Origin of the sequence: Halobellus sp. MBLA0158 (assembly GCF_041477585.1) — an archaeon.
Taxonomy (GTDB): domain Archaea; phylum Halobacteriota; class Halobacteria; order Halobacteriales; family Haloferacaceae; genus Haloquadratum; species Haloquadratum rubicundus.
The window spans coordinates 2,327,201-2,339,504 of sequence record NZ_JBGNYA010000001.1 but is presented as its reverse complement, the minus strand read 5'-3'; the positions used below and the strand labels follow the sequence as shown (position 1 = coordinate 2,339,504).

The following is a 12,304-nucleotide window of genomic DNA, read 5'->3' as shown; positions in this document are numbered from 1 at the left end:
CGACGGCGGCCGGAACGGGCACTCCCCCTCTCTTCTGCTCGGCGCTTCGCGCGACGACCGACCGGCGGTGCGGATCCCCTTCTCTTCGTTCACTCACCCACGACAGCCTCAGCTCGTGTGCTCTCCGGTCAGTAGTACTCCCACTCGTCGTCTTTGCCGCCGCGGCTGACCTCGTCGTCGTCCGGTTCCTCGTCGGGCCACTCGATGCCGCCGTCGTAGAACTGGCGGTAGACAAGCGCCCCGGCCGCGACGAGCATCAGGACCAACACGAGCGTCCCGGCGACGCCGGCGATCTGTGCGATCGACTCGAACGAGCCGCCGATCGACTGGAGGATGACGGACGCCATACCCGCTGTAGGACGGCGAAGCGAAAGAGTCTTTCCGAGGAATAGCCCGTCCGAACGGATCCGTGCCGGCAGAATCGATCAGTCGGCCGCCTCGGATTCGACGGTCCGGGCGCCGTGGACCCAGCGCCGGGTCGGGGCCCCGAGGCCCACGGACGCGCCGAGGAACCACACCAACAGCGCCGGCAGCGTCGGGAGGAGTAGCCACGGGATCGCACTGAGGACGCTCCCGACGACCGCGCCGTGCCACGGCCGCCGCGAACCCTCGATCTGGGTGAGGTACGCGCCGACCACGAGGTAGCCCAGCCCGGCGAAGCCGACCCCGACGAGCCCGACGACGAGGACCCACCCCTGGACCATCGCCGCGCTGCCGACGCCGACCCTGGCGGCCTGGCTCAGGACGTAGCCGCCGATGAATCCGACGAGCGCGAACGGGACCACGCCGTAGAGGATCGACACCACGGAGTCGGAGGCGACTCGATCGATCGCCCGGTCGACGAACGCCCGTCGCCGGGCGAGAAGCCCCGCCCCGACGACCAGGACGGCTACGAACGACAGACCCGCGTACGCCGGCCCCGAGAGTCCGAAGAGGGCCGACGGATCACCGATCTGTGCGGTGACGCCGACGATCACGGCGGCAGCGTACGTCATACCTCTACCTCGGCGGAATGACGGGAAAATCTGTCGCCCGGCAACGGCGAATCGGCCGGGTCACTTTTGGTGTGGAACTCCTTTTGGCCCCGTATGGCAGGGTCGATCGGGGCGCTCTGGGAGGTGACTAAGCGCGCGGGCGACCGACTCGTCGGCTGGGACCGGCTGGTCGCGACGGGCAAGGGGCTCTTCGGCGTCGCAAAGCGCCTCGCCGAGCGGATCGTCAGCCCGCTCCGTCGTGGCGACGGCCCCAACAAATTCCGGCTGTCCGCGATGGACACCGCGACGACGACCTACGACGGCGACGACGGGTGGGCCTCGCGGCCGCCGGCGGTCCTTGAGTGTCCGCGCTGCGGCGGCGACATCCCCCAGCACCACGCCCGCGACGACATCGACTGCCCCCACTGCGTCGCGGAGTTCAGCTACCGGGAGTTCCCCGACTTGGAGCTCAAACACCTCACCTGTCCGGTCTGTCGGAGCGAGATGGTCCACGGCCAGCGGCACCCCGAGTCCTTCGACATCGTCGAGTGGGCGACCTGTAACGGCTGTCGGTACCACTGGGAGTTCAAGCACTCCTACTCGTAGCCTACTCCGCGTCGTCTTCGGCGGGCGCGAGCCGCCCCTCCGCCGCCGCGACGGCGGCGAGGTTCTCCGGGACGTCGTGGACGCGGACCACGTCCGCGCCGCGGTCGGCCGCAAGCGCCGTGCCGGCCAGCGTGGGCGCCAGGCGGCCGTCGTCGGCGTGGTCGGCCGCCTTGTACATCGACTTCCGCGAGTGGCCGACGAGCACCGGACAGCCCAGGCCGCGAAGCTCTCCGAGGCGGTCGATCAGGGCGTGTGACTCCGCGGGCGACTTCCCGAACCCACAGCCCGGATCGATCACGATCTGCTCGCGGTCGATGCCCGCGCGCTCGGCCCGCAGCACCTGTTCGAGCAGCTCGTCGACCACGTCGGCGACGACGTCGTCGTAGATCGGATCCTGATCGGGATCGACCGGGACAGATAGGCTGTGCATCAGCACGAGCGCGGCGTCGTGGTCGGCGACGACGAACGGCATCGCGGGGTCCGCGAGCCCCGAGACGTCGTTGATGATGTCGGCGCCGGCTTCGAGGGCCGCGTCGGCGACCTCGGCCTTCCGGGTGTCGACCGAGATCGGGACGCCGAGGTCCCCGATGGCCTCGACGACGGGGACGACGCGGTCGATCTCCGTCTCGACGGGCACGGGCTCGGCGCCCGGCCGGGTGCTCTCGCCGCCGACGTCGATGACGTCGACGCCGTGCTCGGCCATCGCCTCGGCCTGCTCGACGGCGGCCTCGAACGCCTCGTACTCGCCGCCGTCGTGGAAGCTGTCGGGGGTGACGTTCAGGATTCCCATCACCGCGGTGCCGTCGTCGGCGATCGCCCCCAGTCCGGCCGCATCGGTGACCTCGGTCGGATCCAGCCGCTCGCGGAGCTGGTCGGCTACCCGCCGGAGCCCGTGTCCCTCCTCGTCGAGCGCGGTCGCGAGCTCGCGGAGCTGCGCCGTCGAGCCCGCGAGGACGGTCGCCACGAGCTTCTCGGGACTGCCCGCGCGCGAGCGGCGACACTCGCCACCGACCGCCGCGAGGTGCTCGGCCACGCGCTCGGCCTGTTCGGGGCGGAGCAGCGTCCGGAAGATCCGGCGATCGACGCCCGACCGGGACGCCGCCGACTCCGCGGCCGGGGCGGTCTCGCCGTCGCCCTCCGCATCGGGCTCGAATGCCGCGTCGACGAACGCGGCGTCGACGTGGGCGTCGCGCGTCGAATCGACCGGCGTCAGCAGTCGCGTCCAGCGGTCACGCGCCTCGGCCACGGTGTACAGCGACCCCGAGACGAGCACGAAGTCGTCGGGGCCGGCGGCCTCGATGGCCTGCTCTGTGGCCTCGGGGACCGACGGAATCGTCTCGACGCGGTCGGCGTGGTCGGCGAGGGTCTCGGCCAGCGCCTCGGCCCCCTCGGCGCGGTCCAGATGCGGGCGCGTCGCGTACGCGACGTCGACCGCGGGGAGCGACGCCGCCATCTCCCCGTAGTCCTTGTCGGCCATCGTTCCGAACACGAGGTGGAGGTCGTCGTACTCGTAGCGCCCGAGCAGGTCCGAGAGCGTCGCGGTCGCGCCGGGGTTGTGCGATCCGTCCAGGACGACCATCGGCTCGGTCTCCATAACCTCGAAGCGGCCGGGCCAGGTGACGGCTCGCAGGCCCTCGGCGATCGTCGCGGAGTCGACGTCGGCGACCTGCCGCGCCAGCGTCGCCGCCACGCCCGCGTTCGTCGCCTGGTGTTTCCCGAGCAGCGGGAGGTTCGTCTCCACCGTCCAGTCCGGGCCGGCGATCGAGACCTCGCTTTCGACCTTCGAGTGCATCCCCCGCTCTTCGGCGACGACGTCGGGGGATGATTCGGCCGGACCGACCGAGATGGCGTCTGTCACCTCGCGGATCGCATCGAGCGCCGCGCCGTCGGCCCCGGTGACGAGCGGCCGGCTCGCGGGCGCGACCTGGGCTTTGTCCGTGGCGATCTCCTCGATCGTCTCGCCCAGCAGCTCGGTGTGTTCGAGGCTCACGCTCGTGACCGCGCTGGCGACGGGGTCGACCGCGCTCGTCGCGTCGTAGCGGCCGCCGATCCCGACCTCCAGCACCGCGACGTCGACGTCCATCTCGCTGAAGTGCCGGAGTGCGACCGCGGTGAGCACCTCGAAGTGGGTGGGCACGTCGTCGTCCGCACGGAGGCGGTCGATGCAGGGCTCCAGTTCCGCGGCGTACTCGGCGATCTTGGACTTCGGCACCTTGCGGCCGTCGACGCGCACCTGCTCGCGGAAGTCGTTCAGTCCGGGCGAGGTGAAGAGCCCGACGCTCACGCCGGCGCGCCGAAGGACGCTCTCCAGCATCCGGGCGGTGCTTCCCTTCCCGTTCGACCCGGCGACCTGGACCGCGTCGACGTCGAGGTGCGGGTCGCCGAAGTGCGAGAGCATCCGCGCGGTGGTCTCGATCCCGAGCTTCGGCCGGCGTCGCTGAAACGAGGTCAGGTACTCGGCGGCCTCGTGGTAGTTCATACCAACGTATCGGCGTCGGTCGCCTGATTAACCTATCGCAGCGAGACCGCTCCGGGCGGAAAAACTCAGATATCGTATGTATACGAGAAAATCGAAATAACCGATAATGTCGGACGAAATCGGGGTAGCATTGCCCACACGAACTGCCGCATCCGGTGGTCCCTTAGTGGGCAATATCCCGAATATACTGCGTTAGAGGCCGCTTCGCAGCTCGTACAGCCATCGAGATCACGGTTCGAGCACGATCCTTTCTCCGACCTTATCGGACGAGTTTTCGGTGGCCGGTCGGCGCGACGAAACACGACTTATCGGATATCGGTTACTTTTTTCCGGTACGCTTACGTAGCCTCCCCGGAACACCGACAACAATGTCTGACGAAGACGGTGGCTTCCCGACAGACTACGAGATCGCACAGGACGCCGAGAAGGAACATATCACGGACGTACTGGACTCCTGGGGCGTCAGCTCCGACGACATCGAGCAGTACGGCGACTACAAGGCCAAACTGACCCACGACGCGGTGAACCGCTTCCGCGACCAGGCCGACGAGAAGGAGGGCAACCTCGTCCTGGTGACGGGGATGACGCCGACGCCGCTGGGCGAGGGCAAGACCGTCACGACGGTCGGCCTCGGTCAGACGCTCAATCACGTCGGCGAAGACGCGCTGATCGCCATCCGCGAGCCCTCGCTGGGGCCGGTCTTCGGCGTCAAGGGCGGCGCGGCCGGCGGCGGCTACTCGCAGGTGCTCCCGATGGAGGACATCAACCTCCACTTCACGGGCGACCTCCACGCGCTCACCTCCGCGCACAACCTCATCGCGGCGATGCTCGACGCGAAGATCTCCCAGAGCGACGAGTTCGACGTCGACGTCAACGACGTCTCGTGGCCGCGCGCGATGGACATGAACGAGCGCGCCCTCCGCGACATCGTCGTCGGCCTCGGCGGCTCCTCCGGCGGCACCCCCCGCGAGAGCCGCTTCCTCCTGACGGCGGCCTCCGAGCTGATGGCCGTTCTGTGCCTCGCCGAGGACCTCGCGGACCTCAAAGAGCGCATCTCGCGGATCATCCTCGCGTACACCGAGGACGGCGAGCCGATCACCGTCGACGACATCGACGCGACCGGCCCCGCCGCGATGCTCCTGAAGGACGCCATCAAGCCGAACCTCGTCCAGACCATCGAGGGCACGCCCGCGTTCGTCCACGGCGGCCCCTTCGCGAACATCGCCCACGGCACCAACTCCCTCATCGCCGACAAGGCGGCCTTCGGGATGGGCGATTACCTCGTCACCGAGGCCGGCTTCGGCTCGGACCTCGGCGCCGAGAAGTTCATGAACATCGTCTGCCGCCTCGGCGATATGACGCCGAACGCGGTCGTGCTCGTCTCCACCGTGCGCGCGCTCAAGTACCACGGGATGGGGATGTGGCCCGTCGACCTCGACGAGGTCAAGGAGGCCGGCATCGAGGAGCTCGAAGCCGGCTTCGCCAACCTCGACAAGCACGTCACGAACCTCCAGAAGTTCGGCGTCCCGGTCGTCGTCGCGCTCAACCGCTTCCCCGACGACACCGACGAGGAGATCGAAGCCGTCGTCGAGCACTGCCGCGAGGACCTCGGCGTCGAGATCGCCGAGTCGAACGTCTTCGCGGAGGGCAGCGAGGGCGGCGTCGACCTCGCAGAGCACGTCATCGACGCAGTCGAGGAGAACGACCCCGAGGACTTCGAGCACCTCTACCCCGACGACGCGCCGATCAAAGAGAAGATCGAGACCGTCGCGACCGAGATCTACGGCGCCGACGGCGTCAACTTCACCGGCAGCGCCGAAGACGACATCGAGCGCCTGGAGGACCTCGGCTTCGACGAGGTGCCGGTCTGCCTCTCGAAGACCTTCCACTCCCTCAGTGACGACCCCTCGAAGAAGGGCGCGCCCGAGGGCTGGGAACTGGAAGTCCGCGAGCTCTACCCCTCGGCGGGCGCGGGCTTCATCGTCGCGCTGACCGGCGACGTCCTCGATATGCCCGGGCTGCCGGCCGAGCCGGCCGCCGCCGGGATGGACATCGACGCCGACGGTAACATCAGCGGCCTGTTCTAGGCCGTCTCGCCTCGGTTTGCGGCTCTTCTCTTCTTCTTTCCTCTCCGCTTCCTTTCTCTTCGCCTCCTTTCTCGCCGCTCCCTTTTCTTCCCTCTCTACGCTACTCGTTCTCTTCGGCGATGACCCACAGCGCCCGGTAGAGGTCCCACAGCGAGCACTCACAGCCTTCGGCCACCGACCGGTAGGCCGCCAGGTACGTCCCGTAGTCGTCGACCGTCGGCGGGTCCGGATAGGCCTCGTCGAGAGCGCCCAGTTCCCGGAGGAGGTCCCACTGGCGGCTGTCGATCACGACGTAGCGCTCGGGATCGATGAACTGGCAGAACGCCGATCCGATCGCGACGTCGACGCCCGCGAGGTCTGACAGCGCCGCGATCATCTCGCCGACGCCGTCGGCGTCGACGGCCGCAGCGATGGCGTCGTGGACGTCCTCGTAGTCGTTCTCGTCGTAGACCGCCTCCAGTTCCCGGCGGTCGGCGTTCGGCATCCGGCCGAGGAACCGTCGGCCGTACCACTGAACGACCCACTCGGCGTCGCGCCAGCCGTAGTCGCCGCTGGCGAGCGTCTCCGGCAGCAGCTCGACGTGTTCGTCCTCCTGGGTCGACAGCGGCTGGTACTCGGGATAGTCCGCGACGTACGCCTCGACGTCCGCTGGCGTGAGTTCCATACGGGTGCTACGTCCGCCGGGGTTCTTAGCGTGGCGCTTGCGGACCACCGCCCGGACGGCCAGATTCGAATTTCCAGAGATTCCGTATATCGACGCTCTCAGCACTCAATGGCGAAAATCCCAGAATCTGAGTATCTACACGCCTTTTTATTATAAATTCACGCCAACGAGCGGGTGATGTCGCCTGAAGTCGCACGACTCGGACACGTCGCACTGGAGACACCGGATCTGGACGAGTCGCTGTCGTTCTACGTCGACACCTCCGGGATGGAGATCGTCGAGCGAACGGACGAGACGGCGTACCTGCGGGCCGTCGAGGAGTACGATCACCACTCACTCAGCCTGACCGAAGCCGACGAGGCGGGTGTCGACCACATCGGCTGGCAGACCGAAGAGCCCGAGCACGTGGCGGCCTTCGCCGAGCGACTCGAAGAGCGGGGGATAGACGTCACGTGGGTCGAAGCGGGCGCCGAAGCGGGGCAGGGCGAGGCGATCCGCTTCGAGGTCCCGAACGGCCACCAGTTCGAGCTCTACGGCGAGATGGAAAAGCCCGAGCCGCCGAAGGAGCGCCGCTCGAAGCTCAAGAACCGCCAATACGACCCCACGAACAACCACCCGATCGCACCGAATCGGATCGACCACCTCCAGATCTGGGACCAGGACGCGAAGGAGTGCGCCGAGTGGATCCAGGACGTGCTGGGCTTCCAGCTCCAGGAGTACTACGACCTCCAGGACGGCTCCCGGTGGGGGACGTTCCTCAGCGCCTGCGGCGTCAAGATCGACCTGGCGATCGTCCAGTCCGAGAACGACGACGACCCCGCCGCGGTCCACCACATCGCCTTCGAGGTCGACGACGCGAACGACCTCTTCGCGGCGCACAACGTGCTGAACGAGAACGACGTCCCGGTCGACGGGATCGGCCAGCACGGCATCTCCCGCGGCGAATTTATGTACGGCCGCGATCCGACGAGCGGCCACCGGATCGAGTTCAACACGGGCAGTTACCTCACGCTGGACCCGCACTGGGAGCCGGTCGCCTGGGAGGAAAACGACATCAGCGACGGCGACGACCACCAGTGGATCGGCGGCATCGACTCCCTGAAGCGCGTGACGTACTGACCGCCGTTGTATAGACGATAACACAACCGATTTCTGATACGTATTCTCGGCGCCCGTCCGACCGCGGGTCCGGATACCCGCAATCGCTTCCGGGATCGCCGATCGCGGTCATCCGGGCAAAACGGCCATCTCGGGGTATCGTCCGGGTATCTCGGCAGCGGTATGTGAGAAAGATTCATACGGTTGGCAGAGTAGTTCTTCAAACGAGATGACCCACCACGCGGAGGAAACAAATTATGTCAAGTGAGCAACAAGATCAGGAGCCGGTGAAGACGATCTGTCCGTACTGCGGCGTCGGCTGCGGCATTCAGGTAAACCCCGGCGAGGATCCGAGCGATATGCGGTTTATGCCGTGGGGCGACGCGCCCGTCAACGACGGCCGCGTCTGCATCAAGGGCGGCGCGGCGACGCAGGTCGTCGACCACGAGGACCGACTGACAGACCCCCTCATCAAAGAGGACGGCGAGTTCCGCGAGGCCACCTGGGAGGAGGCCTACGAGCGCATCGTCTCCGAGATGGAGGAGATCCGCGACGAGTACGGCCCCGACGCGATGGGCTTCTTCGGCTCCTCGAAGACGATGAACGAGGAGAACTACCTCCTCCAGAAGCTCGCGCGCCGCTTCGGCACCAACAACGTCGACAACTGCACCCGGATGTGCCACGCCTCGACGGTGTGGGCGCTCCGGACCAGCCTCGGTGCGGGCGCGATGACAAACAGTATGGAGGACCTCCAGGAGGAGGCCGACCTCTTCTGGATCCAGGGCGCGAACCCCGCCGAGCAGCACCCCATCGCCAACAGCAACTACTTCCGCCAGGCGATGCTCGACGGCGCGACCGTCATCCAGGTCGACCCCCACGCGAACAAGACCACGCGCTCGTTCGACATCGAGGAGACCGAGCGCCACCAGCACCTCCAGCTCAAGCCCGGGACCGACATCCCGCTTCTCAACATCGTCCTCAAGACGATCCTGGAGAACGACTGGGTCGACGAGGACTTCATCGAAGAGCGCACCGAGGGCATCGAGCACCTGCGCGAGACGCTCGAAGACTTCGACAAGGAGGCCGCCGCCGAGGAGTGCGGCGTCCCGCTCGAAGACATCGAGCTCGCGGCCAAGAAGTACGCCGAGGCCGACAACGCCGCCATCTTCACCGGGATGGGGATGAGCCAGCACGCCTGCGGCGTCGACAACGTCCAAAACGAGATCAACCTCGCGCTCATCACCGGCAACGTCGGTCGCCCCGGCACCGGCGTCAACCCCCTGCGCGGCCAGAACAACGTCCAGGGCACCTCCGACGTCGGCGCGATGCCGAACGTCCTTCCCGGCTATCAGCTCGTCGACGACGACGAGGCGCGCGAGAGCGTCGAGGAGGTCTGGGGCTTCGAGATCCCCGACGAGCCCGGCCTGACGAACGTCGAGATCACCTCCTCGATCGGCGACGGGATCCACGGGATGTACGTGATGGGCGAGAATCCGGTAATGTCGGAGCCGGACGCCAACCACGTCGCCGAACTCCTCGACGAGGTCGAGTTTATGGTCGTCCAGGACATCTTCATGACCGAGTCCGCCGAGTACGCCGACGTCGTCCTCCCGGCGACGACGTGGGCCGAGCGCGGCGGCACGGTCACCAACACCGACCGGCGCGTCCAGCGGATGCGTCCGGTCCAGAAGGTCCACGAGAACACCAAGCACGACCTCGACATCCTCTGTGAGGTCGGCACGCGCCTCTTCGGCGAGGGCTTCGACTTCGACGACCCCGAGGACGTCTTCGAGGAGCTCCGCCAGGTCTGTCCGAGCTACCACGGGATGACCTACGACGCGCTCGGCGAGGAGGGCATCCACTGGCCCTGCTACGAGCCCGGCGACGAGGGCGACCAGTTCCTCTACGAGGACAGCTTCGACACCGAGAGCGGCCTCGGTCAGATCGAGGGCGTCACCCACCAGGAGCCCAAGGAGGTCCCCGACGAGGAGTACCCGCTCGTCCTCACGACGGCCCGCCTCGAAGAGCACTACAACACCGGGACGATGAGCCGGCGCTCGCCGCGGCTCAACAAGCAGTACCCCGAGAACTTCGTCGACGTCCACCCGAACGACGCCGAGCGCTACGGCATCGAGGACGGCGACACGATCACGGTCAAGTCCCGGCGCGGCGAGATCGAGGTCGAAGCGCACGTCACAGAAGACATCAAAGAGGGCGTCATCTGGACGACGCCGCACTTCGCGGCCGCCTCCGCGAACAAGCTGACGAACGCCGTGCTCGACGAGCGCGCGAAGATCCCCGAGTACAAGGCCGCCGCGGCCGAACTCGAAGTCGAGATCGAGCCCGACGAGGCCGAGCCGAGCGACGTGCCCGCCGACGACTGATCGCCACCGCCGCCGCGACGCGACCAGTCGGCGCCGCTCACAGATTCACGCTGTTCTTTCGCGGACGCGACGATCGCCAGCGACGGCTATCTTCTCGGCCCTCTCGACCGACTGGCGGCTTTGCGAATCGGCGTCCACCGCATCAATTTCGATGCGCCTCGCGACGGGACGACAACGCCTACTCGTCGTGGCTGGCGAGCGGCGACGCCGCGACGGGCGTGTCGTCGTCGACGACGTCGAGGAGGTCCAAGCGGTCGAGCAGCGACCGCGCCGGGATCCCCTCGGCGCTCCACTCCCGGGCGGCGTAGTAGCGCCGCCGCAGTCGGTCGAACCATCCGGGATCCAGCGCCGCCCCGTCGCTGGGGCCCTCGGACAGGGGCTGTTGGAACGCCGTCGGCAGCGACTCGTCGCCGGCGTCGAACCCCTCGCGGACGTTGAACAGGCGCGTCAGCGTCCAGGTGCGCTCGCCGACGCGGAGCAGTTCGGCCGGATCCGTCGGCGCCCGCGCATCGATCGCCGCCAGCCACTCCGCGCCGAGGTCGTCTTCGAGGGCGGCGCCGGCGAAGTCGTCGGCGATGAGACACCACAGCGCCGAACTGATCGTCTGCTCGCGGATCACCAGTCGGACGCGGTCGGCCTCGTCCCACTCGTCGCGGAACACCTCGGTCTCGGCCGGCAGCGACCGCCGGTGACAGGCCCCGCGGTCGCTCGTCGCGTACGCCAGCGCCATCGTCGGCGACCCGCGCGGGTCGTAGGCGGGCACCTCCATCGACTTGACGGTCGGCACCAACTGCTCGGCGCCGAGCCGTTCGGCCGCCGCGTCGACGCCGTCGGCGAGCGCGTCGGCGGCGTCGGTGTCCCGGCGCGAGATCGACTCGATGAGCGCCTCCGCGACCCGCTCGTCGCCGAACGAGAGCGGTTCGTCGAGGCCGAAGTCGGCGTCGACGAGCCCCGACTCGCTCGCCCGGATCGCCCAGGCGACGGCGTTGCCCGCGCTGATCACGTCGAGGCCGAGACGGTCGCAGGCCTGCCCCAGCGTCGCGACGGCGTCGAAGTCGTCGATGCCGAGGCCCGCGCCGAGCGACATCGGCGTGGCGCCGCGGGGGACCGACTGACCGTCCTCGGTCTCGACGCGGAAGCCGCCAGGGATCGCCTCGCCGTCGCGCTCGCGCTCGACGGCGGCCTCCCGGACCGCTTCGATCCCGATGTCGTCCGCGCCGTCGAAAGAGCCCTCCTGCCAGCCGCGCGTCGAGAGGACGCCGACCTCGTCGGCGAAGTCGACGGTTTCAAGGGTCGCGCTGGCGGCGTGCCAGCGGCCGACGTCGTCGTCGCGGTATTTCGATTCGTACGCCTCGCGGAGCGACTCGATCTCGGGGGGACGCTCCGGCGGCGCGCCGCGCGCGACGACGGCCTTCAGCCCCTTCGCGCCCATCACCGCGCCCGCGCCGCCGCGTCCAGCGTGGTGGTCGCCGCCGTCGGAGGCGATCGTCGCGTAGCGCACGCGGTGTTCGCCCGCGGGGCCGACGCAGGCGACGGGCGCGTCGAACGCCGCGCAGGTCTCGACGACGTCCCGGCCCCACAGGTCCTCGGCCGGGGCGAGGGTCGCCTCGCCCGCTTCGAGTTCGAGCGCCTGCGGCTCGTCGCTCGCGCCCGTCACGGCGACGCCGAGCGCGCCGTCAAGCGCGCCGACGAGGGCGCCCGCGAAGGCGCCGCCGCTGTAGGAGTCGAGGAACGTCCCGGTGAGCGGCGACCGCGTGATCGCCGCGAACTGGGGCTCGCCCGGGAGCAGCCCGCTCAGGGGGCCGAGCATAAACAGCAGGTGATTGTCCGGGCCGAGCGGGTCCGTCCCCGGGTCGAGCCGGTCGTAGAGGTAGCGCGCGCCGAGGCCCTTGCCGCCGACGTACTCACGGAGCCACCGATCCGGGAGGCGCTCGCGTTCGACCGTTCGCTCGGTCAGGTCGACGACGAGCAGGTCGGTGGGGGCCCCGTCGGTCATCGCTGAAGGATAACCC

Annotated in this window: 9 protein-coding genes; 4 read left to right on the top strand and 5 right to left on the bottom strand. The window is 68.5% G+C overall.

Going from position 1 to position 12,304, the window contains the following annotated elements:
* Positions 1-128: 128 nt before the first annotated feature.
* Both OS889_RS11915 and OS889_RS11910 read right to left on the bottom strand, forming a co-directional pair.
* The gene (locus tag OS889_RS11915) at positions 129-347 is read right to left on the bottom strand and encodes a hypothetical protein (RefSeq protein ID WP_372390068.1); all 219 of its coding nucleotides are present in this window, start codon (positions 345-347) and stop codon (positions 129-131) included.
* Between the two features lie 78 nt (positions 348-425).
* Positions 426-995: a DUF8173 domain-containing protein gene (locus OS889_RS11910; RefSeq protein WP_372390067.1), complete on the bottom strand. Its 570-nt coding sequence runs from the start codon at positions 993-995 to the stop codon at positions 426-428.
* 93 nt (positions 996-1,088) lie between these two features.
* On the opposite strand from OS889_RS11910, the gene OS889_RS11905 reads away from it, so the two are divergent.
* Positions 1,089-1,580: a hypothetical protein gene (locus tag OS889_RS11905; protein WP_372390065.1), complete on the top strand. Its 492-nt coding sequence runs from the start codon at positions 1,089-1,091 to the stop codon at positions 1,578-1,580.
* A gap of 1 nt (position 1,581) precedes the next feature.
* Here the strand turns inward: OS889_RS11905 and folP are convergent, their stop codons facing one another.
* On the bottom strand, positions 1,582-4,059 hold the full coding sequence (folP, locus tag OS889_RS11900) for a dihydropteroate synthase (RefSeq protein WP_372390064.1): 2,478 nt from the start codon (positions 4,057-4,059) through the stop codon (positions 1,582-1,584).
* A gap of 368 nt (positions 4,060-4,427) precedes the next feature.
* Here folP and OS889_RS11895 point away from each other — a divergent pair, with 368 nt between their 5' ends.
* A complete protein-coding gene (locus tag OS889_RS11895; protein WP_372390062.1) occupies positions 4,428-6,146 on the top strand; it encodes a formate--tetrahydrofolate ligase in 1,719 nt (572 codons plus the stop codon).
* Between the two features lie 100 nt (positions 6,147-6,246).
* On the opposite strand, the gene OS889_RS11890 is transcribed toward OS889_RS11895, so the two are convergent.
* Entirely contained in the window at positions 6,247-6,810 is a 564-nt protein-coding gene (locus tag OS889_RS11890; RefSeq protein WP_372390060.1) for a hypothetical protein, read from the bottom strand.
* Positions 6,811-6,987: 177 nt separating this feature from the next.
* Here OS889_RS11890 and OS889_RS11885 point away from each other — a divergent pair, with 177 nt between their 5' ends.
* The gene (locus OS889_RS11885; protein ID WP_372390059.1) at positions 6,988-7,929 is read left to right on the top strand and encodes a VOC family protein; all 942 of its coding nucleotides are present in this window, start codon (positions 6,988-6,990) and stop codon (positions 7,927-7,929) included.
* Positions 7,930-8,165: 236 nt separating this feature from the next.
* Positions 8,166-10,292 (top strand): formate dehydrogenase subunit alpha, encoded by a 2,127-nt coding sequence (gene fdhF, locus OS889_RS11880; RefSeq protein WP_372390058.1) that lies wholly within the window; start codon positions 8,166-8,168, stop codon positions 10,290-10,292.
* 178 nt (positions 10,293-10,470) lie between these two features.
* On the opposite strand, the gene OS889_RS11875 is transcribed toward fdhF, so the two are convergent.
* Positions 10,471-12,288, bottom strand: a complete 1,818-nt coding sequence (locus tag OS889_RS11875) for an aldehyde ferredoxin oxidoreductase family protein (RefSeq protein WP_372390057.1) — start codon at positions 12,286-12,288, stop codon at positions 10,471-10,473.
* Positions 12,289-12,304: the final 16 nt, after the last annotated feature.